This is a genomic window from Streptomyces sp. AC627_RSS907 (assembly GCF_019049165.1).
The window spans coordinates 107319-133481 of sequence record NZ_JAGMUE010000066.1 but is presented as its reverse complement, the minus strand read 5'-3'; the positions used below and the strand labels follow the sequence as shown (position 1 = coordinate 133481).

Here is a 26163-nt window from a genome sequence, read left to right as displayed (position 1 = left end):
GGAGGTGCCCGGGCTGGGGGTGCGCGGGCCGGGGGTGCGTGGGCTGGGGGTGCGCGGGCCGGAGGTGCCCGCGCCAGGGGTGCCCGGACCGGGGATGTACGGGCCGGAGGTGCCCGCGCCAGGGGCCTGTGGCCCGGCGGCGTCCACCTCGGCGGTGGCCGGTGTGGGGGCGTCCAGCCCAGCGGTGCCCCGCCCGGCGGCATCCAGCCCACCGGCGCGCGGCCCGGCGGCCTCCGGCCCGGCGGCGTGCGCCCCGACGGCGTCCAGCCCGCCGGCATCCGGCCCGGGAGCGCCCGTTCCCGCGGCGTCCAGCCCAGCGGTGCCCCGCCCGGCGGCATCCAGCCCACCGGCGCGCGGCCCGGCGGCCTCCGGTCCACGGGCGCGCGGCCCGGCGGCCTCCGGCCCGGTGATGTCCCGCCCAGGGGCATATGACCCGACGGCGTCCGGCCCCGCGGCGTCCGGCCCCGCGGCGTCCGGACCACGGGGCGGCTCGGTCAGGGCGTGGCCGAGGACGTTCAGCTGTTGCCGCAGCAGTGCCACGTCGGCCGCCGCCGACCGGTACTCCGCCTCGGCGTCCGTGTCCGACCCGGGCGGCAGCGGCTCACCCGTGATCGCCAGCATCAGCGCGTCGTCCCCACCGGGGTGCTCGGCGGCCATCTCACACCACCTCGTCCTCGTGCAGGCGGGCCCGCAGCGCCCGTACCGCCGTGTGCAGCCTGCTCTTGACCGTGCCCTCCGGGATGCCCAGCTCCTCGGCGATGCCGCGCACCGACAGGTCGGCGTAGAAGCGCAGGACGAGGACCTGGCGCTGGGCGTCGGGCAGCTCGTCCAGGCCCCGGGCGACGGCGAGGGAGAGCAGGCTGGTCTCCTCGCCGGAAGGGTGGTCGGACTGGCGCAGGGCGGCCAGGCGCTCGCCGATCCGGTCCTGGCGGCGCCTGGCCCGGTGCCAGTCCATGGCCAGGTTGGAGGCGACGACCGCCGCCCACGCGGACACGTCGCGCGGTGCCTCGCGCCCGCTCGCCGTCCGCTCCAGCAGCCGCAGGCGGACCTGCTGCACCCCGTCCGGCAGGTCCGCCTGCGGCACCCCGCCCAGCGCGAGCACCGCCCGCACCCGACGCTCCTGGGCCGCGTCCAGAGGGTCGTCGCATGCTGCGTCCCCCTGGCCGCGGCGGCCCCTTCCGCGCAGCACGGCCACCCCTCCCCTCGCCGCGTTTCCCCTAGGACGCCGACGGGGCCCGAAACGTTCGCCCGGGCGGCCGTGCCGTGGCGCGAGGCATACGTCACATCGTCGTGTGGGGTGGGGAGGGATGGGCAGGGGCGGGACAGCACAGCTTGCGGCGCGGGGCCGTACCGGGCTGAATTTCTGCAGATCAGGACGGGTTTTCACCGAAGGACGGCGCCCGTCGGCCGAGCCGCCGCGTCCCAGGGTGCGGGCACCTCGCGCAAAGAATTGGACAGGTGGGCCGGGCCGGGCCGCATGATGGAAAGGTCTCGGCCGAGCAACGCGCGCGTGAAGACACGCGCACAAACGGAGAAGGAGTCACCGTGAGGGTCGGAATCGTCGGAGCCACCGGTCAGGTCGGCACGGTCATGCGCAGGATCCTCACGGAGCGGAACTTTCCGGTCACCGAGCTGCGCCTGTTCGCCTCGGCCCGCAGCGCCGGCAAGGAGCTGGACGGTGTGACGGTGGAGGACGCGGCCACCGCCGACTACTCCGGCCTGGACATCGTGCTGTTCTCCGCGGGCGGCGCCACCTCCAGGGCACTGGCCGAGAAGGTCGCCTCCCAGGGCCCGGTCGTGATCGACAACTCCTCCGCCTGGCGCCGTGACCCCGAGGTCCCGCTGGTGGTCTCCGAGGTCAACCCGCACGCGATCGCCGACCGCCCCAAGGGCATCATCGCCAACCCGAACTGCACCACGATGGCCGCGATGCCGGTGCTGAAGCCGCTGCACGCCGAGGCGGGCCTCGAAGCCCTGGTCGTCGCCACCTACCAGGCGGTGTCCGGCTCCGGCCTCGCCGGTGTGGACGAGCTGTTCGAGCAGGTGAAGAAGGTCGGCGAGGACGCCCCGAAGCTCACCCACGACGGTTCGGCGGCGGAGTTCCCGACGCCGGAGAAGTACGTGGCGCCGATCGCGTACAACGTGCTGCCGCTGGCCGGCTCGATCGTCGACGACGGCCTGAACGAGACCGACGAGGAGCAGAAGCTCCGCCACGAGTCCCGCAAGATCCTGGAGATCCCGGAGCTGAAGGTCTCCGGCACCTGCGTGCGCGTGCCCGTCTTCACCGGTCACTCCCTCCAGGTCAACGCCCGTTTCGCCCGCCCGATCAGCGTGGAGCGCGCCAAGGAGCTGCTGGGCGGCGCCCCCGGTGTCGCCGTCACGGACGTGCCGACCCCGCTCCAGGCCGCCGGCCAGGACCCGTCGTACGTCGGCCGCATCCGCAAGGACGAGACCGTGGAGAACGGCCTCGCCCTGTTCGTCTCCAGCGACAACCTCCGCAAGGGCGCCGCGCTCAACGCGGTGCAGATCGCGGAGCTGGTGGCGGCGGAGCTGAAGGGCTAGCCCCCGGTGCGCTGCCGGACCACCTACCCCCTGGTGACCTCGTAGAGGAAGCAGCCGTACTCGACGGCCCGAACGTGGACGAACGCCCCGGCCGGGTCGTCGAACGCTTCCCGGACGGCGGGTTCGAACGCGTCGGGCTCCTCGACCAGCCGTCCGCCCAGGATGCGCCCGTCGGCGCTGTAGCGGCGGACCGTGCGGTGCGAGTGGGTGAAGGGGAGCCCGTCCCCGTCCGGCCCGGCGCACTCCTCGGCGTGGACGAAGACCGGACCCTGCTCGTCGTACGGGCCCGGGTCGGCACCGGTCCCGGCCGCCCAGCGGCGCAGCGGGGCGTAGGAGACCAGGGCGATCCGCTCGCCGGGGCGGCTGTGGCGCAGGCAGCAGCGCAGGGGCGTGCCGCCCTCGTCGTCGGTCACGGGGGTGGGGACGCGGCCCGCGTCGTCCAGGGCGCGCAGTTCCTTGAGGGTGATCGGGGGGATGGGCCGTACGGTGTGGTCGCTCATGGGCCCAGGCTCGCGCGCGCCCGGCACGGACACCGGCGGGAAACGGACATCGCGTTCCGTGCGGATCACGTGGAAGGATGGCGCAACCCACACATAACGAGGAGATGACCGCGTGCCTGGCACAAACCTGACTCGCGAAGAGGCGCAGCAGCGGGCGAAGCTGCTGACCGTTGACTCGTACGAGATCGATCTCGACCTCACCGGCGCGCAGGAGGGCGGCACCTACCGGTCCGTGACCACGGTGCGCTTCGACGTGGCGGAGAGCGGCGCCGAGTCCTTCATCGACCTGGTCGCGCCGACGGTCCACGAGGTGACGCTCAACGGCGACGCCCTCGATCCCGCCGAGGTGTTCCAGGACTCCCGCATCGCCCTGCCGGGCCTGCTGTCGGGGCGCAACGTCCTGCGCGTGGTCGCCGACTGCGCGTACACCAACACCGGCGAGGGCCTGCACCGGTTCGTCGACCCGGTCGACGACCAGGCCTACCTCTACACCCAGTTCGAGGTGCCGGACGCGCGCCGGGTCTTCGCGAGCTTCGAGCAGCCGGACCTGAAGGCGACCTTCCAGTTCACCGTGAAGGCGCCCGAGGGCTGGACGGTCATCTCCAACTCGCCCACCCCGGAGCCGAAGGACAACGTCTGGGCGTTCGAGCCGACCCCGCGCATCTCGTCGTACATCACGGCGCTGATCGTCGGCCCGTACCACTCGGTGCACAGCGTGTACGAGAAGGACGGCCAGTCCGTCCCGCTCGGCATCTACTGCCGCCCCTCGCTCGCCGAGTACCTGGACTCCGACGCCATCTTCGAGGTGACCAGGCAGGGCTTCGACTGGTTCCAGGAGAAGTTCGACTACGCGTACCCCTTCAAGAAGTACGACCAGCTCTTCGTGCCCGAGTTCAACGCGGGCGCGATGGAGAACGCGGGCGCGGTGACCATCCGCGACCAGTACGTCTTCCGCTCGAAGGTGACGGACGCCGCGTACGAGGTGCGGGCGGCGACGATCCTGCACGAGCTGGCGCACATGTGGTTCGGCGACCTGGTCACCATGGAGTGGTGGAACGACCTGTGGCTGAACGAGTCGTTCGCCACCTACGCCGAGGCCGCCTGCCAGGCCGACGCGCCCGGCTCGAAGTGGCCGCACTCGTGGACGACGTTCGCGAACTCCATGAAGACCTGGGCGTACCGGCAGGACCAGCTGCCGTCCACGCACCCGATCATGGCCGACATCCGCGACCTGGACGACGTGCTCGTCAACTTCGACGGCATCACGTACGCCAAGGGCGCCTCGGTGCTGAAGCAGCTCGTCGCGTACGTCGGTGAGGACGCGTTCTTCCGGGGCGTGCAGGCCTACTTCAAGCGGCACGCGTTCGGCAACACGCGCCTGTCCGACCTGCTGGGCGCGCTGGAGGAGACCTCCGGCCGCGACCTGAAGACCTGGTCGAAGGCGTGGCTGGAGACGGCCGGCATCAACGTCCTGCGCCCGGAGATCGAGACGGACGCCAGCGGTGTCATCACGTCCTTCGCGATCCGCCAGGAGGCCCCGGCGCTCCCGGCCGGTGCCAAGGGCGAGCCCACGCTGCGTCCCCACCGCATCGCCATCGGCGCCTACGACCTGGACGCCGACGGCAAGCTGGTGCGCGGCGACCGCGTCGAGCTGGACGTGGACGGCGAGCTGACGGCCGTACCGCAGCTGGTCGGCAAGCCCCGCCCGGCGGTGCTGCTGCTCAACGACGACGACCTGTCGTACGCCAAGGTCCGCCTGGACGAGCAGTCCCTCGCGGTCGTCACCGAGCACCTCGGCGACTTCACCGAGTCGCTGCCGCGCGCCCTGTGCTGGGCGTCGGCCTGGGACATGACCCGCGACGCGGAGCTGGCGACGCGCGACTACCTCTCCCTGGTGCTCTCCGGCATCGGCAAGGAGTCCGACATCGGCGTCGTGCAGTCGCTGCACCGCCAGGTGAAGCTGGCCATCGACCAGTACGCCGCCCCGGCCGCCCGCGACGCGCTGCTCACCCGCTGGACCGAGGCCACGCTGGCCCACCTGCGGGCGGCCGAGCCGGGCAGCGACCACCAGCTGGCCTGGGCGCGGGCGTTCGCGGCGACGGCCAGGACACCGGAGCAGCTGGACCTGCTCGACGCGCTGCTGGACGGCACGACGTCGATCGATGGCCTGGCCGTCGACACGGAGCTGCGCTGGGCGTTCGTGGAGCGGCTGGCGGCCGTGGGCCGGTTCGGCGGTACGGAGATCGACGGCGAGTACGAGCGGGACAAGACCGCCGCCGGTGAGCGTCACGCCGCCACCGCGCGTGCCGCCCGCCCGACCGAGCAGGCCAAGGAGGAGGCCTGGGCGTCGGTCGTCGAGTCGGACAAGCTCCCGAACGCGGTCCAGGAGGCGGTCATCGCCGGCTTCGTCCAGACCGACCAGCGCGAGCTGCTGGAGCCGTACACCGATCGGTACTTCGAGTCCCTCAAGGGTGTCTGGGAGTCCCGCTCGCACGAGATGGCCCAGCAGATCGCGGTCGGCCTGTACCCGTCGGTCCAGGTCTCTCAGGAGACCCTGGACCGCACGGACGCCTGGCTGTCCACCGCCGACCCGAACGCGGCCCTGCGCCGCCTGGTCTCCGAGTCCCGCGCGGGCGTCGAGCGCGCGCTCCGGGCACAGGCGGCGGACGCGGCGGCGGCCACCGGCGAGTAGGCGGTACGCGACCGAGGGCGCCTGGTGCTACGCCGGGCGCCCTCGGTGTTCCTTCAGGGCGCCGATGAAGGCGGTGAAGGCGGGGGCGGGGACGGAGAGGGGGCCGTGGGAGGGGTTCTTGGAGTCGCGGACGGCTACCCGCAGGTGGCGGCGAGCCACTTCGACGCAGGCATTGCCTTCACCTCCGCCGGAGTAGGACGACTTCTTCCAGACATCTGCCATCGCGGGCCTCACAGTTCCTTCGCCAGGCGGTGGATGAACTCACGGGAACGCCCGGGCTCGAGCGCCACCGACTCCAGCCTATGGAAAAGTGTTCGAAAGCGGAGGAGCTGAGCCTCGGCGTCGATGAACGCCGTTCCGTGCGGTCCGTCGCGTACCACGGTGTCCAGCGCGGGGACGGCGCCGCCGGCGTACACCATGGCGCTCCCGGCTCCGCCGAAGCCGTCCACCTCGAAGGGGATGACGCGCACGCTGATGTGGTCTGCCTCGGAGAGCTCCAGAATTCGCCGCAGTTGAGCCTTCGCCTGGGCGCGGCCGCCAACTCTGATCCGCAGGGCAGCTTCATGGACGACGGCTTCATACGGGACCGGATCCGGTCTCTCGATGATGATCTGGCGCCGCATGCGATGCTCCACCCAGCGGTTCACGTCCTCCTCCGCGAATTCGGAGTTCACGTACGAGAAAAGGGCGCAGGCGTAGTCCTCGGTCTGCAGAAGTCCCGGGACGTGCAAAAAGTCCACGTCCCACCGGAAGCGAGCATGGTGCTCCAACTCCGAAAGGTCGAGGAAAGAGTTGGCCAGCGACCCCCGGTACTCCTCCCACCAGCCACGGGTCCGGTCAGTGGTCATGGCCACCAGCGCTGATACCAACTCCTCGTCGCCGCAGGCGTAGTGGGCGGCGAGCCGCCGTAGGCGCTCTTCACTCACTCCTGCGATGCCCGACTCGATCTGACTCATCTGGACGGAGTTCACCCCGAGCAGACTCGCCGCCTCGGTCGCCTTGAGTCCGGCGGCTACTCGCAGTTTCCGCAGTTCAGCACCCAGGCGCTCCTGACGTGCCGTGGGCTGAACTCTGGGCGGCATGGCCCCTCCTCTCAACGGACGCGGTGGAGCGACTCGTTCAGGGCCAGATTACGCGACAGGCTTGCAGCGTAATAAATCTATGCCATACCGTCAGTGACGCGCTGGACACGCTGTGAAGTGACAGGTGCTGGAAGCGCACTGCTCCGTGCTGCATGACGGGGCAGCAAAGACACCGCACCCCGTGACCGCAGCGCACCCTCCACCCTTCACCCAATCAGGAGTTCGCATGCCCGAAACCGAACCCTGGGAGTACTCCCTGTACATCCCGCACGACTTGAGAGCCGTCACCGTCTGCCGCCGCACCCTGCGCCTGATCCTCACCGTGCACGGTCTGATCCGCCTCACCGACCTGGCGGAGCTGCTGGCAACGGAGCTGGTCTCCAACGCCGTACGCCACACCAAGGGGCCCGCCGCCCTGCGCGTGTGCTGGTCGGGAGCAGGGGTCCTGCGGCTCGGGGTCTGGGACGCGGACCCGTCGCCGCCCGAGCCGCCGCAGCCCTTCGCCCCGGCACTGGAACGGGAGGACGGCCGGGGCCTGGCACTCGTGCGCGCCTGCGCCGACGTCTGGGGCTGGCAGCCACTGACGAGGGACGGCAACAGGGGCAAGTACGTGTGGTGCGAGTGCGCCCTGGAGGCGTCTGAATGTATCCCCGGCTGAGCTGGGAGGGATTTGGAGGATATCCCTGGGTCCAATGACTTACCCGAAGCCGAAAGGTGGAGGGGACCGTAGCATGCGAACTCTGCGGACGGACCGAAAAGATCCAGGTCCACCAGATCCGCAAGCTCGCAGACCTCGACCGGCTCGGGCAGGAACAACCCAACTGGGCAGCCCTCATGGCCAGGAAACGACGCAAGACACTCGTGGTCTGCTCAACCTGCCACGACGGCATCCACGTTGGACGCGAAACCGCAGCTCACGGCAGTCACTGGAGAGCCCGTTGCGATTAACGTCGCACGACGGGTTCGGGAGGAGGCCGCTGGGAAAAGGGGCAGCTCCGCTGCCACCTCGCCTGGCGGCCCACCTCGCGCTGGGCGCCCGCTCAGGGTGCTGCTGAACGCGCCCTTGGGGCCGTCGCGCTTCCCGCCCCGAGCCTGGCAGGTTCGCCAGCACTTCACGTCGGCCAGTTCACCAGCGCCTGCGTCTCCGCCGAGTCACCCAGCCGGCGACAGCCGCAGTGAACGGGGAGCAGCTTCAGGCGGCCGTCCTCGATGAGCCACGACACGGGGCCATCCCCGCGGGTGCGGGGAGCAGCCCCTGCGGGTCGACGACCAGTTCTACGGCCGGGGGCCATCTCCGCGGGTGCGGGGAGCAGTCTACTCACGTGACCGTCTGCGACGTACCGAAGGGACCATCCCCGCGGGTGCGGGGAGCAGGCATGGCCCGTCATCAGACTTTTAATCCATTGGGGACCATCCCCGCGGGTGCGGGGAGCAGCTCTGTCGCCATCAGATCGTCTCCGCGGTGTAGGGACCATCCCCGCGGGTGCGGGGAGCAGTCCACCTTCGGCGGACTCGTGCGCTTCCTCGCGGGACCATCCCCGCGGGTGCGGGGAGCAGTCCCCGTCGTGCGGGTGCCGGCGGATCGCGACGGGACCATCCCCGCGGGTGCGGGGAGCAGTGACCCCGGCGGGGGAGCCGGCGGCGGCCAGGGGGACCATCCCCGCGGGTGCGGGGAGCAGGCATCATGACTGGTCAGCTCCTCTCAGGCGACGGGACCATCCCCGCGGGTGCGGGGAGCAGCGGGCCTCGGACGCGTCGTACATGGTGCGCAGGGGACCATCCCCGCGGGTGCGGGGAGCAGGTCGATGATCTTCACGCGTAGTGTGCGGTCCGGGGACCATCCCCGCGGGTGCGGGGAGCAGCCGAAGATCTCCCGGGCGTAGCCCTCTCCGATGGGACCATCCCCGCGGGTGCGGGGAGCAGTCGGCACGGGCTTCGGCCTTGTCCGCCTGCCGGGGACCATCCCCGCGGGTGCGGGGAGCAGAAACTGGGCCTGGCCAAGGACGGCCAGGAGGCGGGACCATCCCCGCGGGTGCGGGGAGCAGGTGAGCGCCTGGTCCTGCGCGTCACTGCGGGAGGGACCATCCCCGCGGGTGCGGGGAGCAGCCGAGAGGGGGAACCATGAACCTGGACAAGCTGGGACCATCCCCGCGGGTGCGGGGAGCAGCGTGGCTTTCGGTCGGGTCCGCGGCCGTGCGGGGGACCATCCCCGCGGGTGCGGGGAGCAGCTGGCCCACGCATCCACCGGGTGCCTGGCGTTGGGACCATCCCCGCGGGTGCGGGGAGCAGAGCCAGCCGCGCTGCTCGGCGACGAACCCCGTGGGGACCATCCCCGCGGGTGCGGGGAGCAGCACCGCAAGGTCGCGCTCCTCTCCGACCGGGCGGGACCATCCCCGCGGGTGCGGGGAGCAGTCCTGGGCCATGAGTCGCATGCGGGCCTGCGGGGGACCATCCCCGCGGGTGCGGGGAGCAGAAATCCGGTCGCCTTGGGAAAGAAACAACAGAGGGACCATCCCCGCGGGTGCGGGGAGCAGGTCCGCGTGAGACCTGAGATGCTGACCGCGCTGGGACCATCCCCGCGGGTGCGGGGAGCAGAACTGCAGCGGCCTGAAGCTGAAGGTGCGCGAGGGACCATCCCCGCGGGTGCGGGGAGCAGCTCATGCCTGCCATCGTCCGTGAGTCCGATGAGGGACCATCCCCGCGGGTGCGGGGAGCAGAAGTTCGCCGCCAGCCCGGCGTTCCAGTCCGCGGGACCATCCCCGCGGGTGCGGGGAGCAGAGGAGCGGCTTGCCGTTGGCGTTGCCGCGGGCGGGACCATCCCCGCGGGTGCGGGGAGCAGAACAGTCACTTCGGGGGGATCATGGCCAACCCGGGACCATCCCCGCGGGTGCGGGGAGCAGTGCCTCGGCGATGAGTCCGCAGCAGGACGAGGCGGGACCATCCCCGCGGGTGCGGGGAGCAGGACCGATCTCGTGCCGGTCGAGTAGCCGATACGGGACCATCCCCGCGGGTGCGGGGAGCAGGTGAGGTGGTCGGAGGGTCGGAGGGGGATGGGGGGACCATCCCCGCGGGTGCGGGGAGCAGGTATCCGCGGCCAGATCTGCGCCAGCGCCATCCGGGACCATCCCCGCGGGTGCGGGGAGCAGATCCAGCGCCGCCGCCGTCCCACCCCGCACGAGGGACCATCCCCGCGGGTGCGGGGAGCAGCTCTGAAGTTTTGTGACCTTACCGATCTTGGGGGGACCATCCCCGCGGGTGCGGGGAGCAGGCCATGTGCCGGCTCCGTGGCGACGAGCGCCAGGGACCATCCCCGCGGGTGCGGGGAGCAGGTTTTCGGGCTGCTCGGCGGCTGGGGAAGCGGGGGACCATCCCCGCGGGTGCGGGGAGCAGGACAGGTGCAGGGAGCCCCCACCGATCACACAGGGACCATCCCCGCGGGTGCGGGGAGCAGCTGAAGCGACGACTCGTGCGGCAGCCCCAAGCGGGACCATCCCCGCGGGTGCGGGGAGCAGAATGCGTAGCCGGGGATTGGTGACGCCCGGCCGGGACCATCCCCGCGGGTGCGGGGAGCAGACTGGGTGACCTGGGGTTTTACTGGGGCTGGGGGCGGTTTTCGAGTACTTTCATCGGTTCTGGCAAATCGGACATAAGTGGCTCGGTGTGGATCAGCGTCTGCCGAAGCGCCGGCGTTTGCCGACCTTGCTCCAGCCGGATGGTGGTGCGTTCTGGGGAGCTGGGCCGGGGACGGGGGCGTTCGGGTCGGGGCGGTGGATCAGGGTGATGCCTTCATGGTCGGTCGGGTGCCAGGCGTGGTCGTGGGTGCGGAAGGTGAAGCCCTGTTCGTTGTTGGTGGTGTGGGCCAGCAGGGCGCGGCCCTGTCCCGCGTACTGCTGGACCTCTTGCCAGAGCGCGTCGCGGATTCTGGCCGAGGGGTTGCCCACGAACACGCCGGCGGAGATCTCCAGTAGCCAGCGTGTGAGGAAGCCGCGTAGTCCGGCCGGACAGTTGGTGAGGACGATGACGGTCACCAGAGCTCGTCCCCGTAGTCGTCGGGGCCGTCGTGGTTGATGCCGGAGGCGACCTGGTGGCCGTGGTCGCTTTGGAGCGTGACCACGTCCCGGTCGTCGTCGCCGGGGCTGGTGGAGCCGGCCGCTTCCGGGAGCAGGAGGTGCTTGATGTCGTCGACGCAACGGTTCAGCAGGGACGTTTCGTTGATGCGGTCCCGCAGTGCGCGGCGGGTACGGGGGCCGGTGTCCTCCTCGTCCTGTGCGGCCACGTCGAAGGCGAGTGGGATGCCGATCTCCGTCTTGTAGAGGTCGGCGATGTCCAGGACGAAGGACAGTTCGTGACCGGAGTGGATGAAACCGAGGGCGGGGCTGCACCCCAGGGAGGTGACGACGGCATGGGCGATGCCGTACATGCACTGGGCGGCGGCGGTGATGGCCTGGTTGACGGCGTCGCCGCCGGCGAAGTCGCCGGGGGTGTAGCGGCGGCCGCGCCAAGTGACGCCGGTGCGGGCGGCCTGGGCCCGGTAACAGTCCTTGACCCGCTTTCCCTCACGGCCGAGGAGTTCGTGCCGGGTGAGACCGGCGGGGTCCTCCTCCGGGAAGCGCAGCCGGTACATCTTCCGTGCCACGGCGAGGCGGCTGCGCGGGTTGGCCCACTGGCGGGCCTGGGCCTCCATGAGGGTGGAGGAGCGGCTGAGGGCGCGGCCGGATGCGTAGTAGCGCACGCCGTGTTCGCCGACCCAGCAGACGGCCGCACCGGTCTCGCCGAGCACGCTCATGGCCTGGTGGGTGACGCGGGTGCCGGGCCCGAGGAGGAGGGTGCCGATGGTCGCGGAGGGGATGTGGGTGGTGCCTTCCGCGTCCTGGGCCGTGATGGCGTTGGCGTCGCGGTGGACCGTGCAGCGTTCCAGGTAGATGAAGGAGAGGCGGTCGCCGGTGCGGGTGAGCTGCCTGGGAGTGAGCGCCGGGCGCCGGGAGACCGTGCTCATGGCGCTCTGTGGGCGGGCTGGGTGACGGGTGCCAGGGTGAGCAGGCCGCAGCCGTAGGCGCGGGCCCGGCCGATGCCCTGGGTGAGGGTGCGGCGCAGCGCGGCGGGGTCGGTGACCTCCAGCCGTCCCTCGAAGGTGACGGTGACGACGGTGACCGGCTTGTCGTGGCGTGCGCCGGAGCCGCGGGACTTGTCGAAGGCGAGGGATCGTGTGTCCCGTACGGCCAGCTCGTAGCGGTCGCCGGGGTGGGGGTGCTTGTGGTGGGTGGTGCCCTCGGGCAGGAGGCGTCGGCCTGCCGGTTTCTCGCAGATGCGGAAACCGAGGCGCTTCTGGCGTTCCTCGTCGAGCAGCCAGCCCATCTGGTGGACGGGTGTGAGGTGGGCGGTGAGCTTGCGGGGTTCGCCCTCCTTGCGGCGGACGGTGTGCACGGGGTTCGCGGTCAGGCGGAACGCCCAGCGGTCGCCGGAGGCCAGCCGGTCGAGGAGGGGCGCGTAGGGCCGGGTCTGCCAGCCGGGGTTCTCGGGGCCGGCGACGGCGGGCCATCCGGCCTGCTCGACGAGGTGAGTCAGGTCGGGGCGGTCCGGGCTGACGACATACAGCAGCACCTCGGCGCGGGCCTGCTGGTCCAGGCGCCACAGCACGCGCGGTGCGTCGGGCTGCGGGCTGTCGGAGGGCAGGATGTGCGGGAAGGACGACATGACGGCCGCGTGCATGGCCTGGGGCGAGGACAGCAGGCGGCGAGCGCCGGGCCGCGCGGTGTTGACGCGGAAACGGGAGAGGAACATCAGGCGCTCTCATTCTCCAGGGCCTCGAGGGCGGCGAACGGGTCGTGTGGGCCCTGCGGGCTGCCGCCGCCCGCGGGGATCGGAGTGGGTACGGCGGTGGTGACGACGGTGCGCAGTGCGTGCCGCCGGTGGGCGGCGTCGAAGCTGACCGGCTTGTCGCGCAGGACGTCGGCCGTGCGTGTGCGTGCGGGCTCGTGGGTGGCGGTCTCGCGCAGTACGGTCAGGGTCTGCGGGGTCCGGTGGCGTCTGCGGTACCAGGCGGACGCCTGCCACGGCACACTCGTCAGGACGTCCTCGAGTGTCGTGTCCTCGTACCGTGCGAGGTCGACCGGTTCGGAGGGCGGACACGAGCGTCGGCCGAGATACGGCAGGTAGACCGGGGCGCGCAGGGCGTCGTGCAGGCCGGTGATCAGGGCGTGGTCGCCCTCGACGGCGGCGACGAAGACGGCGTCGGCGAGGTAGAACCGCTCGGACAGTGGCATGGACGCGCCGGTGACGCCGTGGTGGGCGGTGTGGAAGTCCCGGATGCGGGTGCCGGGCTGGTCGATGCGGACCCCGAACCTGAGTGCCGCCAAGGGAGCCAGCCGCGTGTCGTCGCCGCGTTCGATGCCGGCGGCCGAGGCGAGCAGGCCGATGACGCCGCTCTTGGTCGGGGCCGATTCGGTGGTGCGGCGGGTGAAACGGGAGGAGGCCCCCCAGGACTGCAGGGGGCCTGCCAGGCGAAGGACGAGTACGCCTGTGGGGCTCATGCGGGCTTCGCCAGGCGTTCGGTGGCGGCCCGTCCGACGGCGGCGGCGAGTTCGCGCAGCGTGCCCGTCTCGGTGCCGAGATCGGCGAGCTTCTGCGTGGCGGGGCCGACCCGCAGCACCCAGGTGAGGGTGGACTCGGGGTCGCCGTAGGCGCGCTCGACGTCGGACGCGTAGGCGGCGAGCCGGTCGGCTGCCTCGCGCAGGTGTCCGCCGCCGTCGCTGCGGACCGGGTCCTCGAAGGCGGCGACGTAGCTGATGGGCCTGGTGGTGCGGAGCTTGACGACCACGGCGTCGGGCTCGGTGTGGTGCCCGAAGGTGTTGATCTTCCCGGTGGGGAGGGAGTCGACGAAGGCCCGCACGAAGGCCTCGACGGCCCGGCGGACCGGCTCGGTGCGCGGTTCGTCGTCGCGCAGGCCCTGGCCGAGGTTGGCGGCGAGCAGGTGCACGCCGAGAGCTGCGTAGCGGTAGAGGGTCGCGGAGTTGAAGTCGACGGTGCCGATCATTCCGGCGCCGGTCTCCTCGTCCGTGTTCTCGTCGTCGACGGCCGTGTAGTAGTCGGACTCGTTGTCGACCCGGTGGACGCTGAGGGCGTGCGCGACCTGCACGGCGGCGTCGACGTTGATGTCGGCGACGTCGGCGACCATCCGGCCGAACAGGGCGATGTCCACGGAGTGCCGGGTGTCCGCGAGTTCCTTGGCCCGGGCCCTGTTCTCCTTGGTCTTCAGGAACGCCGTGATGTCACCGGCGCCTTCCAGCGCGAGGCGGGCCAGGCCGTCGAGCTGCCGGGAGCTGAGGAAGACCAGGTACTTGCTCTCCGGGGCGGGAGCGGGGCCCCCGTCCTTCTTCGCCTGGTCGGCCTTCCGCTTGGGGACCTCGGTCTTGAAACCCGCGGCCCGCACCGTCTCGTCGGCGAGCTTCAGTGCCGCCTCCCGTTCGACGGACGGGTCGAGCCCGGTGATCCGGTCGGCCAGAAGCTCCACGATCTTCTTGGTCCGCACGCCCAGCTCGGCGGGGTCGAGCAGGTGCTCGTTCTTGAAGCAGGTGCGGATGGCCCGCTTCCACGCCTGGCTGGAGACACGCGCGCGGGGCACTCCGCCGTAGACGGCCGTCTTGGGTGCGCCCGTGTCGTCCCGGTTGAGGTTACTGGGCGGGACGGTCTGCAGGGCGTGCACGTCCAGGAAGATGCGGTTCACGAGGCGTCCTTGTCGGTGTCCGGGGTGGTGTTCTCGTCGGGGGCGGGGTCGGTGGCCGGGGCGGTGTTCCGGTCAGTGGCCGGCCGGGTCCGCGGCTGCTCGTGGAAGGAGCGACCCCACCGGCGGCGTACAGCGGCGGGCCCGTCGGGCCACTGCCAGAGGTAGAGCTGGCCGGCGAGGAGGGCGTAGTCGAGCGGGACGTCGTCGCGGCGCAGCAGGGCGACGATGTCCCGCAGCCGCTGGGTGAGGGTGACGAGGTCGGGGGCGGTGCCCGCGCGGACCAGGCGCTTACGGACGGGGGCGTCGGTGCCGTCGGACGGCATCACGCGCCGGACCGCCGCGCCCAGGCCGCCCGGCCGCTCACGGGTGTGCCGACGATGCATGGGCGTGCCGCGGGACTGCTGGTGGAACGCCCAGAGAGTGAGGGCCGCGTGCAGCGCGTTCTCGGCACGGACCAGTTCCTGCTCGCTCAGCGGCCGAGTTCCCGGGGCCGGCCTGTGGAGCGGATCGGTGTCGATCAGGCTCCACAGATCGGGTGTCTCGCCGGCCTCGCGACCCGCACCGCGGCGCAGCCGGGCAAGAGCGGCGACCGCCGGGGACCTGTCCTGGAGGTATCCCTGCTGCCAGGAGTCGATGAGTGTGGCCGTGAGGTCCGCGACCTGCCGGTGAACCGGGACTGCCGCGGGCGGGGCGGATGCGGTGGCGGTCATACGTGCACCTCCGGGTCGGTCGCGCTGTGGTCGGTTCCCGTCGGACCGTCGTGGCCCGGGCCGGGCGGACTGCTGTCGGCCGAGGCGGTGGAACTTCGGTCGGGCCCCGGGGAGTCGGGGGCGTCCGGGTTGCCCAGCGCCCTGGCCAGCCGCCCCCGGAACCACACGTCGGCCAGGCCTGCGTTCAGCCAGTGGGTGCTGCCCTTGCTGTCGGTGTGGATCCGCCCCTCCCAGGCCGCGTCACCCGCGGCGGCGATGAGACGGTCACCCAGACGGCCCACCGTCTGCCGTACCTTGTGCTGCCACGTGTGCCGGTGCTCGAAGGGATCGGGAGCCTCGGCCATGTCGGACAGCCAGCCGCGGTACGGCTGGTCCAACGCGTCGAACCCCTCGGCACGAGCGGCGGCCTTCGGGCCTTCCTCCTCGGATCCGGTCGCCCGGGCCAGATCGGCCGCGAGATCTCCCAGGGCCCGCACCGCCCGGTCGGCGTCCTCGGCCGCGGCGATGGCCTGCCGGGCGTAGGCGGGGTCCTGCCCGTGAAGCAGGACGAGCGGCATCTCCAGGCGGTCGTCGACCACCTCGTCGACCACCGACTGCTGGGTCCCGTACCGGACACCCACCACGCGGGTACGGACGAGGAAGCGACGGGAGAGGCGGCCCTCGGTCACCAGCCGCGCGACCCACTCGAGGATCCGCGGCCGCAGCCGCGAGGGCCCCTCGCTACCGCCGGCCTCCTCCAGCCGGTCGGCGAGGAGCGCGGCGATACCCCGCCAGGCCGAGCGGGCCGGATCGTGTTCCAGCGGCAGAAACACGCGGGACTGCCCCAGCTTCTTCTCCTGCGTGGGGCTGCGCCGCCACGCGGTCATCGGCTCGCTGCCGTGCATGTTCCGGGACGCGAGTGGATCTCCGTAGCCGAGGACGACACCGTGCACGCCGTCCGCATCGTGGTGCAGGCGTACCCGGCGCGACTGCCAGGTGTACAGGTCGCGCAGACCGGTTGCGGAACGCCCGTCGGAGCCCGGCCCGCAGGGCTCACGGCGCCAGGCCGGCCGGTCGTCGGGGGAGAAGCCGAGTCCCTCGGTGTCCGCCGCCACCAGATTCAGCAGCAGGGTCTCGCGCAGCGTGGCGCCCTCCACGAAGACGCCGCCCAGCCCACCCGCCCATCCAGTGCCGAGCGGGTACACCTTGCCGCCCTTGACCCGGTCGTCGCCGACCATGCCGGACTTGATGCCGGAGGTGTCGTAGGCGTGGACGTGGACGACCCAGCGGGCGGCCTCGGCGAAGGACAGCCGTTGCACGTCCGGCATCCGCGCGCTGAAGAACGGCTCCCCGGCCGGCACGTCGGCCACGATCCGGTTGAGGGAGAACACCTCGTCCTTCGCCGTACGCAGCCCGGCGGACTGCTGGAACGGCGTGACAGGATGCAGAAGGTCGAACCGCTCACGCTGCTGCTCCAGGTAGGCCTGGACCGGAGCGAAACAGTCAGGATCCTCCCACAGCTCGGCCCACTCCTCGATGTCGCCGGGGCCGTCCAGCGCGTCGTGTGCGACGGCCAGCAGGAGACGGACCAAGGAGAACTCCTGGGTGGCCAGTTCGCCTACGACACACCGCAGATCATCGGCCTGAGCGAAGACCTGGCGAAGCGACAGCTCATCCTGCGAGCCATCGCACCGCAGCACACCGATCCAGGGCCGACTGGTCAGGTCGAAGGACAGCGCCTCACCCGCCTCCCCACCGGTAGTCGTACCGGCACCGGAGGGTTCAGTCGTCTTCGTCACGGGTCACCTCAAGACCGTCACTTGGGCTGTAGCGGAGTGCAAACCCTGCCAGGCGGGTCTGACAGTCCTCGTCGAGAGCGAGAATCAGCTGGTCGGACAGCCAAGGGCTGTTCTTACCCTGCCAGTTGGGCAGATACAGCCGCTCCAGCTCCTCGATGGCCCGGTCCATGGTCTCGCCGGAGAACTGCATGGGGAGCCGCAGTCCGCAGCTTGCGGCCGTACGGGCCGCGAACCGTGTCGGCGTCGCGTCCTGCGGCAGCTCCAGGCCGGCGCGCTGTCGTCCCTTGCCGTCCGGCTCGAGCCACGGGAGGGTGGCGAGGCTCCCGTCGCCGCGCCGCTGCACGACGACGACCTCCAGGCTGTCCCGGCTGTCGCGGACCTGGGCACGCCCGGCGGGGGTGTCGTCGGTGTCTCCCACGCCGGCGGCGACCCAGCCGAACAGCGGCCGTCCTGGTTTGCCGATGCCTCCCAGACGGAACACGGCGGCGCGCTGGGCCTGGTCGTCGCGGTGCTCGTCGAACCGCTCGGCCGCCGTCTTCATCGCGTCCTGCCAGTGGTCCGGCCCGACCGGGTCTTGCCCGTACACGCTCTGCACGAGGGCGCTGATGTCCGCCGGCAGTCGCACCGGCCGCCGGGCTCCGCCGTCCAGGTGGGGGAGGAGTACCGCGGCCGAACGCAGCAGGGTGTGCCGCCCGTACACCGCGACCGACCCCCGCACCGGGGCGGGTACGCCCGCAGTCCAGTCGACCCCCGTCACCAGACAACGCGCGGTGCGCAGGCGTTCGGGCCGCTCCCACTGGTCCTGTCCGCGTCGGTGGCGGTGCAGCCGGCCCATGCGCTGCAGGAGCAGGTCGACCGGGCACAGGTCACTGACCAGCAGGTCGAAGTCAACGTCCAGGGACTGCTCGGCGACCTGGCTGGCCACCACGATGTGCCGCCCCGTGGGCCGGTCGTCCGTCTTCTCCGGGGGTCCGAAGAAGCGGAGCAGAGCGCGGTCCTTGTCCGCCCGGTCGAGATCGACGAAACGGGAATGGGCGACCGTCACGCTCCCGGCGCCGAACCTGTCACGCAGCGCGTGAGCCGCTTCCAACACCCGTTGGACGGTGTTCCGGATCACCAGGACGCACCCGCCGTCGGTCAGCTCACTGTCCAGCCGGTCGGCGAGCACGTCCAGGCCGTCGGCCAGACGCTCCACCCGCACCTGCGTCGACCGGGCCGACGCCTTCGGGCGGCGGACCAGCGGAACGCCGCCCGGAGCGACGGCGGTCAGCAACGGGTACGCGTCCGACGCGCGTGTTTCCCCGGTGACGACCTCGTCGGCACGGCCGGAGTAGGCCTCGGCGAGTTCCCGCCTGCGTGAGGCCGGCAGAGTCGCGGACAGCACCACGACCGGAACGCGGTACGCACCCAGCCAGGACAGCACCCGGTCCAGGTACACGCTCATGTACGTGTCGTAGGCGTGCGCCTCGTCGATGACGACGACCTTCCCGGCCACGGCGAGGTGCCGCAGTGCCAGGTGCCTGCTCTTCAACCCCGCGAACAGCAACTGGTCGATAGTGCCCGCGACGAACGACGCCAGCATGGCCTTCTTACGGCCACGCAGCCAGGCATGCGCCACCAGCTCGGCCCCCGCACGGCGCCGTTCGTCCAGCTTCTGCCGGGACGAGGGCGCAGCTTCGTCCACATTGACGGCCACGACTCCTCCCGTACGGGCCATCAGACCGGCGAAGTCCTCGTTGAGAGCCGCTTTGGAATGGGCCAGGTGCACCGAGCGGCGTGAGCCCGCCACCCCCGGCAACCGTTCCAGCCAGTCGAGCAGGCGGGGGAACATTGCATTGCCGGTGGCCATCGTGGGCAGAGCGAAGAACACCCCGCCCGCACCCGAACGCGCCGCGAAGATCTCGGTCACGGCGAGTGCCGCTTCCGTCTTCCCCTCGCCCATCGGCGCTTCAACGATCATCAGACCGGGCGTCTCCATCTCCCGGGCGAGTTTCACCGCAGCTTCCTGGACAGGCCGTATCTCCGCTCCCGTCGGCAGTTCGAACCGGGAGCTGAACAGCTCCTGAGCACTGCTGTCCGGCTCTTCGGCCTGCCAGGGTTCCGGCAGGTCCAGCCCCTGCCAGGCCGCGGCAAGACGCTCTTGGTCGTTGCGGGACGCTCCGTCGGGGAAGTACGGGAAGAGGTCCGGGTTGCTGGCGATCCAGTCGGAGACGATCACCAGCGCGGTGAGCAGCACCTGCACGGGCTGCGGCAGCCTGACAGTCCGCCATCCCGCCAGCCGTTCTGCCACACCGAACTGCTCGGCACAGGCATCGAGCAGTTCGGTCTGCACCTGCCGCCACACCCGGCTGCTCACACCAGGGGTGCGCAGCAACTCCTCATGCTCGTACAGGGCCTTGATCTGGCCATACTCGGGCGGCACACCGTGATGCCCGCCCACGGCAACCGTGAACTGCCCGGTCCGCGCGGATGCCCAACCGTGCCGTTCCTCCAGCCATTCCCCCAGCAGCACCTGACCGGCCAGACCGTGCGGCGCGACCCGACGATCCGGCCCCAAGGCCCTCACCGAGCGCATCTCCAACCCCTGGCCGCGCATCGCGTCGGCAAGCTGATCGACCTGACAGGCGAAGGCCGGGGTGGCCTTGCCGACGTCGTGCACACCGGCGAGCCACACGGCAAGGGCACGCGCGTCCGACTCCCCCCGTGGCAACGCCTCGGCGATCAGATTCCGCACCCCTACAGGCAGCCACCGGTCCCACAACAGGCCGGCCACCGCGGCACTGTCCTCCATGTGCCGCCACAGCGGCAGCCAACCGTCGCTGTCACGGTCATGCTTGGCCCACACCGACCGAGCCGGCTCCCCCAGCCGACACAGCAGGCCGGAACGGGCCTTCCCCCCATCTCTCATGAGGGATTGATACAGGGAAAACCCGGCTCGCCACACCAAAACGAGCAAACAGAAGAGTCCACCGAAAGACGGCCCCTCCAAGCCGTAGGATGATCGGCTAACCCTGGAAGCATCTACGGAGCCACACGCCCCCCATGCCCCATTTGCCGGAATCTGCACAAGTCGCTGAAAGCACGCCCCTGCGGCAATAAACCCGCAGGTCAAACAGTCTGCTCCCCGCACCCGCGGGGATGGTCCCGGACGGAGACGGTGCCGTCGGGCCAGAGGACGCTGCTCCCCGCACCCGCGGGGATGGTCCCCCGGCTGCATGGAACTCGAGCTGGAAGAGATGCTGCTCCCCGCACCCGCGGGGATGGTCCCGCGGCCTTCGGCGGCAGCTTCAGACCCGCTGTCTGCTCCCCGCACCCGCGGGGATGGTCCCTTCGTGACCATCCACGTCTTCCCCCATTTTTCCTGCTCCCCGCACCCGCGGGGATGGTCCCCTCAACCACGCCGGCCTGCTCGACCTGACCCTCTGCTCCCCGCACCCGCGGGGATGGTCCCACCCGGTCTCGCGCGGGGTCCAGGATCGAGTCCTGCTCCCCGCACCCGCGGGGATGGTCCCCTGGCGAAGCTCGCCGACGCGGAGAAGACCTGCTGCTCCCCGCACCCGCGGGGATGGTCCCAACCCCACCGTCTACACCCTGACGCTGGACGACTGCTCCCCGCACCCGCGGGGATGGTCCCGCGCCTACGTCCGTGTGGCGCAACACCGTCCGCTGCTCCCCGCACCCGCGGGGATGGTCCCATGGGTCCCCTCCTTTGTGCGTGATCCTCCCGCTGCTCCCCGCACCCGCGGGGATGGTCCCCGTGGCGTCTGGCAATGCCGACGCTTCGCTCCCTGCTCCCCGCACCCGCGGGGATGGTCCCGTCGAACGCATCATCATCGTCGGTGACCGGCCCTGCTCCCCGCACCCGCGGGGATGGTCCCGCAGGGCGACCCCCACAACGCCCAGGTCGACACTGCTCCCCGCACCCGCGGGGATGGTCCCCGGGCCGGGACCGTGACGGTGCCGGGCATCGGCTGCTCCCCGCACCCGCGGGGATGGTCCCGAGGTCTTCTCCCCCGGCCTGGGGTTCGGCGACTGCTCCCCGCACCCGCGGGGATGGTCCCCACAACCGGATCACGGAGGCGTACGGGATCGGCTGCTCCCCGCACCCGCGGGGATGGTCCCAGCGTCGTCCCGGCCTCGGCCAGGGCGGGGGCCTGCTCCCCGCACCCGCGGGGATGGTCCCCCGAAGCGCCGGCGGCCCGCCGTGCCCAAGCTCTGCTCCCCGCACCCGCGGGGATGGTCCCGACGGCCAGAGCGGACCCGTCGTACCTCCAGACTGCTCCCCGCACCCGCGGGGATGGTCCCGGCTGGCCGACGGTCACCAGGAACAGGGCGCCCTGCTCCCCGCACCCGCGGGGATGGTCCCCTCGCGGCGTGCTCGCGCTCGGCCTTCTCCCTCTGCTCCCCGCACCCGCGGGGATGGTCCCGACGTCGATCACCGCCGGCATGATCACGGACCCTGCTCCCCGCACCCGCGGGGACAGTCCCAGGCTGAAAGGTTGGCGTTGCGGTCCCCGTGTGAGCCGCTCCCCCGACCCGCACGTCCGCCGTGGACTGTGGGGTCTTCAGCCGACGTGAGCGGCGAGGGCGGCCTCGATCGCGGTCGGGCCGGCGGTGTCCGACGCCCAGGCCACGTATCCGTCGGGCCGTACCAGCACGCTCGTCCGCCGGTTCCCGGCCCAGCGCTCCACCGCCAGCCGCTCCCCGTGCGCGCCCCCGTCCGCGTACGGCTCCGGGGTGATCAGCACGAACCGGCCGCCGCGCAGCGCCTGGTGCAGGTGGCGCCCGCCGGCGAGCGCTACGTCGGGGACGCGGGCGCCGACCGTCCGGTGGGCGCCGGACGGCGCGGAGTAGCGCACTCCGATGCCGGTGATCTGGCCGGCCACCCTGCGGCGGGCCGGGCCGACGCGGCCGAGCACCGCCTCCAGGGTCCTGCGCAGCGCCAGCGTCCAGGGGCGCCGGGCCATGACGAGCCGGATCATCCCGCCGCTGCTGCGCAACGCCGCCCTGCCGACGGGGTGTCGTTCGGCCTGGTAGGTGTCGAGCAGCGCGTCGGGGGCGTGACCGTCCACCACCTGGGCGAGCTTCCAGCTCAGGTTGGCCGCGTCCTGCAGGCCGATGTTCATGCCCTGCCCGCCGGCCGGGGTGTGGACGTGCGCGGCGTCCCCGGCGAGGAGGACGCGGCCCACGCGGTAGGCGGGTGCCTGGCGCTCGTCGCTGTGGAAGCGGGACAGCCAGCGGGGGTCGTGCATGCCGAAGTCGTGGCCGAGGACGTGCCGGGTGATCTCCCTGACCTCGTCGAGGTCGACGGGCGCGTCGTCGGGGGTGTTCCGGTCCCGGCGCCAGGCGACGACGCGGTGGTAGCCGTCGCCGAAGGCACCGAGGAAGGTGAAGGCGTCGCCGACGGCGTTCGCGGAGAGGAGGGCTTCGGGCGGCGCGGCGAGCCGTACGTCCGCCAGGATGACCGACCGGACCACCGAACGTCCCGGGAACGGCAGTCCGACGGCGGTCCGCACGGCACTGCGCATCCCGTCGGCCCCGACGACGTACGCGGCCCGCAGCCGCTCGTGCTCCCCGCCGGGCCCGGTGACATCGACGGTCACCCCGTCGGCGTCCTGGCTCAGGGCGGTCATCTCGGTCCCGTACCGGATGTCGGCGCCGGCCTCGCGGGCCCGCCGCAGCAGGACCTTTTCGACCTCGTACTGCGGGATGACCAGGACGTGGCGGAAGCGGGAGGGGAGTGCGGTGAAATCGAGGGCGAGCCCGCCGAAGAGGGGCAGCCGGTCCTGCGGGCGGCCGAGCGCCTCCAGTTCGTCCGCCAGGCCCCGGGCGTCGAGCTGCTCGAGGGTGCGGGCATGCAGGACGAAGGCGCGGGACAGGTTGCTGATCCCGGGCGGGCGCTTCTCTACGACGGTTACGGGGATGCCGGCGGTGGCCAGGTCGCCGGCCAGCAGCAGCCCGGTGGGGCCGGAGCCTACGACGAGGACGGTGCGGGGGTCGTGGTTGACGCGGCTGTCGTTCATCGGGGGCCTCCCTGGATGGCGACGTGCGGAATGCCAACGTGTGTGGGCCAACGGCTGGGCGCCAACGCGTGTGGGCCAGCGGCGGCTTGCCGACGGCGGTTCACCAGCGGCCGTCACCGTCGGCCAACACCCGTTTGCCAACGTGTGTTGACCAACGCTCGTAGACCACGGTAAGTCGACTTCGACGGAGAGTCAACGCTTGTTGGCCTACAGATGTTGGCCTACGCTCGTAGGCATGCACACCGACGACGGACAGCACCGCGAGTACCAGGAGCCCCACCAGTCCCCTGAGTCGCGCGGGCCCCGGGAGTCCCGGCCCGCCGCCCGGCGCTCGGACTCCACCCGCGCCGCCATCCTGCGCGCCGCGCGCGAGCGGTTCGCCTCCGACGGCTACGAGCGGGCGACCATCCGCGCCATCGCCCGGGACGCGAAGATCGACCCGTCGATGGTGATGCGCTACTACGGCTCGAAAGAGGGCCTGTTCGCTGCGGCCGTCGCGATCGACCTCGGGTTGCCCGACCTGGGCGCGTTGCCCCGGCACGAGGTCGGGCAGGCACTGGCGCGGCACTTCCTCACGATGTGGGAGGGGAACGAGGTCCTCACCGCTCTGCTCCGGGTCGCCGCCACCAGCCGTGCCGGGGCCGAACGCACGCAGGACATCTTCCGGGACCAGGTCCTCCCGGTCGCCCGGCAGGTCTGCCCCGACCCGGAGCAGGTCCCGGAGCGCGCCGCGCTGGTCTCCTCCCAGTTGCTGGGGCTGGCGCTCACCCGGTACGTCCTGCGCTTCCCCTCGGCCGCCGATCTGGCCCGGGAGGAGATCGTGGCATGGCTGGGCCCGACGCTGCAGCGGTACCTGACGGCGCCGCACCCGGGACTTCCCGACCACCCGGGCGGTCCGGTCCGGCAGCTCTGAGGCGAGCTGCCCCGCCTGACCGCACCCGCCCCGGCCCGGCCTGGTCCGGGCAGGCCCGCGGGCGCCGCGCCCCCGCGCACCAGCCCCACTCCACCCCACTCCACCCGACCCCGCCCCCACCCGCACAGCAGCCGCACAGCACCCGCACAGCACCGAGGGCGCCGCCCCCGCTGCGTACGGCTGGTGCGTACGCGTGGCGGGGGCGGCGCCCTCGGCGTGGTGGAAGTGGGGCGTCAGGCCTTCGCGCCGGCCTTGGCCTTCGTCTTGATGTTGCGGGTGGTCACCCGGTGCTTCTCCTGGGACCGGTCCAGGACCATGACCAGGCCCGCGATGACCAGGAACAGCACGATCGGAGCCAGGACGTAGAGACCCAGCGTCTCGATGACGCTCAGGCCCGGGCCGGGGTCGTCGCCGTCGTCGCGGGTCAGCGCGAGCGCGGGGGACGACATGAGCAGCATCATCAGCGTCGTACCGGCTGCCAGGGCGCCGGCGCGCAGGGCGTTCTTCTTGTCCACGGTGCAAAGTTAGCGAACGGCCGGAGGGAGCGCGCGCCCGGGGTGCCGTACGGGACCGGGGGCGCGCCCCGCTCAACCGTCGGCGTGATCGCGCAGGACGTCGATCAGGGCGTGCAGGCGGGGCGAGGCGGCCAGGTCCTCCAGGGTCACCGGGCGGCCCTCGGCGTCGGCGACGGGCAGGCGCCAGTTCGGGTACTGGTCCCAGGTGCCGGGGAGGTTCTGCGGGCGGCGGTCGCCGACGGTGTCCGGGAGCCAGATGCCGACCATGCGGGCGGGCGTGCGTAGCAGGAAGCGGTGGACGGCCTGGATCTCCGCCTCCTCGGCGGGGCTTGCGGTGTCGCCGCCTGGGTGGTGCAGCAGGCCGAGCCGGGCCAGGACGTCCAGCCACTCGGCCGTGTCCGCCGACGCCTCGGCCCGTTCCTCCTCCAGAGGGCGGGTGAGCAGGCCGAGGCGGTCGCGGAGTTCGACGTGCTCGCCGGTGAGGCGGGCGGCGGTGGACGGCAGGTCGTGGGTGGTGGCGGTGGCCAGGCAGTCGGCGCGCCACCGCTCGGGGGACAGGGGGTGGCCGTCGCCCTCCCAGTCGCGCTCGAACCAGAGCACGGAGGTGCCGAGCACCCCGCGTTCGCGCAGCGCCTCGCGCACGCCGGGTTCCACGGTGCCCAGGTCCTCGCCGATGACCACGGCACCGGCCCGGGTGGCCTCCAGGGCGAGGACGGCGAGCATGGCCTCGGCGTCGTAGCGGACGTACGTGCCCTCGGTGGGCGGGTGGCCCTCGGGGACCCACCAGAGCCGGAACAGGCCCATGACGTGGTCGATGCGCAGGGCTCCGGCGTAGCGCAACAGGCCGCGCAGCAGGCGCCGGAAGGGGGCGTAGCCGGACTCGGCCAGGCGGTCGGGGCGCCAGGGCGGCAGGCCCCAGTCCTGGCCGCGGGCGTTGAAGGCGTCGGGTGGTGCGCCGACCGACATGCCGGCGGCGAAGTACTCCTGCTGGGCCCAGGAGTCGGCGCCGCGCGGGTGCACGCCCACGGCGAGGTCGTGGACGATCCCGACCGGCATGCCGGCCTCGCGGGCGGTGCGCTGCGCGGCGGTGAGCTGGGTGTCGGTGAGCCAGGTGAGGCGGGAGTGGAAGTCGACGCGGTCCCTCAGCTCGGTGCGGGCGCGGTGGGTGTCGGGCGAGCGGGGGTCGCGCAGGCCCTCGGGCCACCGGTGCCAGTCGGGGCCGTGGACCTCGGCGAGCGCGCACCAGGTGGCGTGGTCCTCCAGGGCCGTGCCCTGTTCGGCGAGGTAGTCGCGGTAGGCGGCGCGGCGGTCGGGGCCGAGGGGGACCTCGTGGAGCAGTTCGAGGGCGTCGCGCTTGAGCTCCCACACGGCGTCCCGGTCGATCAGGGCGCGCTGGTCCAGTACGGCCTCGCGCAGCCGCCCGGCCCGCTCCTGGAGGGTCCGGGCTCGCTCCGGGTCGGTGACGTACGCGAACTCGGGGACGTCCTCGATCCGCAGGTGGACGGGGTCGGGGAAGCGGCGCGAGGAGGGCCGGTACGGGGAGGGGTCCGTGGGGGCGCCGGGCACGGCCGCGTGCAGGGGGTTGACCTGGACGAATCCGGCGCCGAGGGCGCGTGCGGCCCAGTCGGCCAGTTCACCGAGGTCGCCGAGGTCGCCCATGCCCCA

At 72.1% G+C, this 26163-nt stretch carries 20 protein-coding genes, 1 pseudogene and 2 CRISPR repeat arrays; of the genes and pseudogenes, 5 read left to right on the top strand and 16 right to left on the bottom strand.

The annotated features are described in order from the left end of the window. Both KUM32_RS16970 and KUM32_RS16965 read right to left on the bottom strand, forming a co-directional pair. Positions 1 to 657: pseudogene (locus KUM32_RS16970) on the bottom strand (hypothetical protein); the annotation flags it as partial. A 1-nt stretch (position 658) separates the two neighbouring features. Next, positions 659 to 1189 carry a sigma-70 family RNA polymerase sigma factor gene (locus KUM32_RS16965; protein ID WP_308408671.1) on the bottom strand — a complete coding sequence of 177 codons (531 nt, stop codon included), beginning with the start codon at positions 1187 to 1189 and terminating at the stop codon, positions 659 to 661. 356 nt (positions 1190 to 1545) lie between these two features. On the opposite strand from KUM32_RS16965, the gene KUM32_RS16960 reads away from it, so the two are divergent. After that, entirely contained in the window at positions 1546 to 2562 is a 1017-nt protein-coding gene (locus tag KUM32_RS16960) for an aspartate-semialdehyde dehydrogenase (RefSeq protein ID WP_217142736.1), read from the top strand. A gap of 23 nt (positions 2563 to 2585) precedes the next feature. Here KUM32_RS16960 and KUM32_RS16955 read toward each other — a convergent pair whose 3' ends face one another. Further along, positions 2586 to 3062 carry a DUF1203 domain-containing protein gene (locus KUM32_RS16955; RefSeq protein WP_217142735.1) on the bottom strand — a complete coding sequence of 159 codons (477 nt, stop codon included), beginning with the start codon at positions 3060 to 3062 and terminating at the stop codon, positions 2586 to 2588. A 112-nt stretch (positions 3063 to 3174) separates the two neighbouring features. Between KUM32_RS16955 and pepN the strand changes: the two genes are divergently transcribed. Beyond that, positions 3175 to 5754 (top strand): aminopeptidase N, encoded by a 2580-nt coding sequence (gene pepN, locus KUM32_RS16950; protein ID WP_217142734.1) that lies wholly within the window; start codon positions 3175 to 3177, stop codon positions 5752 to 5754. Between the two features lie 27 nt (positions 5755 to 5781). Here the strand turns inward: pepN and KUM32_RS16945 are convergent, their stop codons facing one another. Beyond that, positions 5782 to 5976, bottom strand: coding sequence for a DUF397 domain-containing protein (locus KUM32_RS16945; protein ID WP_217142733.1), 195 nt, complete (start codon positions 5974 to 5976; stop codon positions 5782 to 5784). Positions 5977 to 5984: 8 nt separating this feature from the next. Further along, positions 5985 to 6836, bottom strand: coding sequence for a helix-turn-helix transcriptional regulator (locus tag KUM32_RS16940; protein ID WP_217142732.1), 852 nt, complete (start codon positions 6834 to 6836; stop codon positions 5985 to 5987). A gap of 226 nt (positions 6837 to 7062) precedes the next feature. On the opposite strand from KUM32_RS16940, the gene KUM32_RS16935 reads away from it, so the two are divergent. Then, positions 7063 to 7494: an ATP-binding protein gene (locus tag KUM32_RS16935; RefSeq protein WP_217142731.1), complete on the top strand. Its 432-nt coding sequence runs from the start codon at positions 7063 to 7065 to the stop codon at positions 7492 to 7494. Between the two features lie 56 nt (positions 7495 to 7550). Then, the gene (locus tag KUM32_RS45305; protein WP_374227527.1) at positions 7551 to 7784 is read left to right on the top strand and encodes a hypothetical protein; all 234 of its coding nucleotides are present in this window, start codon (positions 7551 to 7553) and stop codon (positions 7782 to 7784) included. 213 nt (positions 7785 to 7997) lie between these two features. After that, positions 7998 to 10409: direct repeats of the CRISPR family, unit length 29 nt; unit sequence GGGACCATCCCCGCGGGTGCGGGGAGCAG. Positions 10410 to 10501: 92 nt separating this feature from the next. On the opposite strand, the gene cas2e is transcribed toward KUM32_RS45305, so the two are convergent. The 9 genes from cas2e to KUM32_RS16890 form a co-directional block, all read right to left on the bottom strand. Continuing rightward, positions 10502 to 10864 (bottom strand): type I-E CRISPR-associated endoribonuclease Cas2e, encoded by a 363-nt coding sequence (gene cas2e / locus KUM32_RS16930; protein WP_217142730.1) that lies wholly within the window; start codon positions 10862 to 10864, stop codon positions 10502 to 10504. Continuing rightward, positions 10861 to 11832: a type I-E CRISPR-associated endonuclease Cas1e gene (cas1e, locus tag KUM32_RS16925; protein ID WP_217142729.1), complete on the bottom strand. Its 972-nt coding sequence runs from the start codon at positions 11830 to 11832 to the stop codon at positions 10861 to 10863. The genes cas2e and cas1e overlap by 4 nt, the downstream gene beginning before the upstream one ends. After that, positions 11829 to 12617, bottom strand: coding sequence for a type I-E CRISPR-associated protein Cas6/Cse3/CasE (cas6e, locus tag KUM32_RS16920; RefSeq protein WP_217142728.1), 789 nt, complete (start codon positions 12615 to 12617; stop codon positions 11829 to 11831). The genes cas1e and cas6e overlap by 4 nt, the downstream gene beginning before the upstream one ends. Then, positions 12617 to 13366 (bottom strand): type I-E CRISPR-associated protein Cas5/CasD, encoded by a 750-nt coding sequence (gene cas5e, locus KUM32_RS16915; RefSeq protein ID WP_217142727.1) that lies wholly within the window; start codon positions 13364 to 13366, stop codon positions 12617 to 12619. Before cas5e ends, cas6e begins: the two co-directional genes overlap by 1 nt. After that, positions 13363 to 14559: a type I-E CRISPR-associated protein Cas7/Cse4/CasC gene (gene cas7e, locus KUM32_RS16910; protein ID WP_217142726.1), complete on the bottom strand. Its 1197-nt coding sequence runs from the start codon at positions 14557 to 14559 to the stop codon at positions 13363 to 13365. The genes cas5e and cas7e overlap by 4 nt, the downstream gene beginning before the upstream one ends. Next, positions 14556 to 15269, bottom strand: coding sequence for a type I-E CRISPR-associated protein Cse2/CasB (casB, locus tag KUM32_RS16905; protein ID WP_217142725.1), 714 nt, complete (start codon positions 15267 to 15269; stop codon positions 14556 to 14558). Before casB ends, cas7e begins: the two co-directional genes overlap by 4 nt. After that, on the bottom strand, positions 15266 to 17047 hold the full coding sequence (gene casA / locus KUM32_RS16900) for a type I-E CRISPR-associated protein Cse1/CasA (RefSeq protein ID WP_217142724.1): 1782 nt from the start codon (positions 17045 to 17047) through the stop codon (positions 15266 to 15268). The genes casB and casA overlap by 4 nt, the downstream gene beginning before the upstream one ends. Beyond that, the gene (cas3, locus tag KUM32_RS16895) at positions 17031 to 19955 is read right to left on the bottom strand and encodes a CRISPR-associated helicase Cas3' (RefSeq protein WP_217142723.1); all 2925 of its coding nucleotides are present in this window, start codon (positions 19953 to 19955) and stop codon (positions 17031 to 17033) included. The genes casA and cas3 overlap by 17 nt, the downstream gene beginning before the upstream one ends. A gap of 209 nt (positions 19956 to 20164) precedes the next feature. Further along, positions 20165 to 21535: direct repeats of the CRISPR family, unit length 29 nt; unit sequence CTGCTCCCCGCACCCGCGGGGATGGTCCC. 77 nt (positions 21536 to 21612) lie between these two features. Then, positions 21613 to 23070 carry an FAD-dependent monooxygenase gene (locus tag KUM32_RS16890; RefSeq protein WP_217142722.1) on the bottom strand — a complete coding sequence of 486 codons (1458 nt, stop codon included), beginning with the start codon at positions 23068 to 23070 and terminating at the stop codon, positions 21613 to 21615. 235 nt (positions 23071 to 23305) lie between these two features. Here KUM32_RS16890 and KUM32_RS16885 point away from each other — a divergent pair, with 235 nt between their 5' ends. Further along, on the top strand, positions 23306 to 23983 hold the full coding sequence (locus tag KUM32_RS16885) for a TetR family transcriptional regulator (RefSeq protein WP_217142721.1): 678 nt from the start codon (positions 23306 to 23308) through the stop codon (positions 23981 to 23983). Between the two features lie 233 nt (positions 23984 to 24216). Here KUM32_RS16885 and KUM32_RS16880 read toward each other — a convergent pair whose 3' ends face one another. Both KUM32_RS16880 and malQ read right to left on the bottom strand, forming a co-directional pair. After that, complete coding sequence (locus KUM32_RS16880) at positions 24217 to 24498, bottom strand: hypothetical protein (protein ID WP_217142720.1); 282 nt, start codon at positions 24496 to 24498, stop codon at positions 24217 to 24219. A gap of 72 nt (positions 24499 to 24570) precedes the next feature. Next, positions 24571 to 26163 (bottom strand): 4-alpha-glucanotransferase (gene malQ / locus KUM32_RS16875; protein WP_217142719.1); only part of this gene is annotated, 1593 nt, incomplete at its 5' end.

Excerpts from the sequence above, each read along its gene's own strand:
- KUM32_RS16955 (WP_217142735.1), bottom strand. The coding sequence starts at position 3,062 with ATGAGCGACCACACCGTACGGCCCATCCCCCCGATCACCCTCAAGGAA.
- KUM32_RS16945 (WP_217142733.1), bottom strand. The coding sequence starts at position 5,976 with ATGGCAGATGTCTGGAAGAAGTCGTCCTACTCCGGCGGAGGTGAAGGC.
- KUM32_RS16940 (WP_217142732.1), bottom strand. The coding sequence starts at position 6,836 with ATGCCGCCCAGAGTTCAGCCCACGGCACGTCAGGAGCGCCTGGGTGCT.
- KUM32_RS16935 (WP_217142731.1), top strand. The coding sequence starts at position 7,063 with ATGCCCGAAACCGAACCCTGGGAGTACTCCCTGTACATCCCGCACGAC.
- cas1e (WP_217142729.1), bottom strand. The coding sequence starts at position 11,832 with ATGAGCACGGTCTCCCGGCGCCCGGCGCTCACTCCCAGGCAGCTCACC.
- cas6e (WP_217142728.1), bottom strand. The coding sequence starts at position 12,617 with ATGTTCCTCTCCCGTTTCCGCGTCAACACCGCGCGGCCCGGCGCTCGC.
- cas5e (WP_217142727.1), bottom strand. The coding sequence starts at position 13,366 with ATGAGCCCCACAGGCGTACTCGTCCTTCGCCTGGCAGGCCCCCTGCAG.
- casB (WP_217142725.1), bottom strand. The coding sequence starts at position 15,269 with ATGACCGCCACCGCATCCGCCCCGCCCGCGGCAGTCCCGGTTCACCGG.
- cas3 (WP_217142723.1), bottom strand. The coding sequence starts at position 19,955 with ATGAGAGATGGGGGGAAGGCCCGTTCCGGCCTGCTGTGTCGGCTGGGG.
- KUM32_RS16890 (WP_217142722.1), bottom strand. The coding sequence starts at position 23,070 with ATGAACGACAGCCGCGTCAACCACGACCCCCGCACCGTCCTCGTCGTA.
- KUM32_RS16885 (WP_217142721.1), top strand. The coding sequence starts at position 23,306 with ATGCACACCGACGACGGACAGCACCGCGAGTACCAGGAGCCCCACCAG.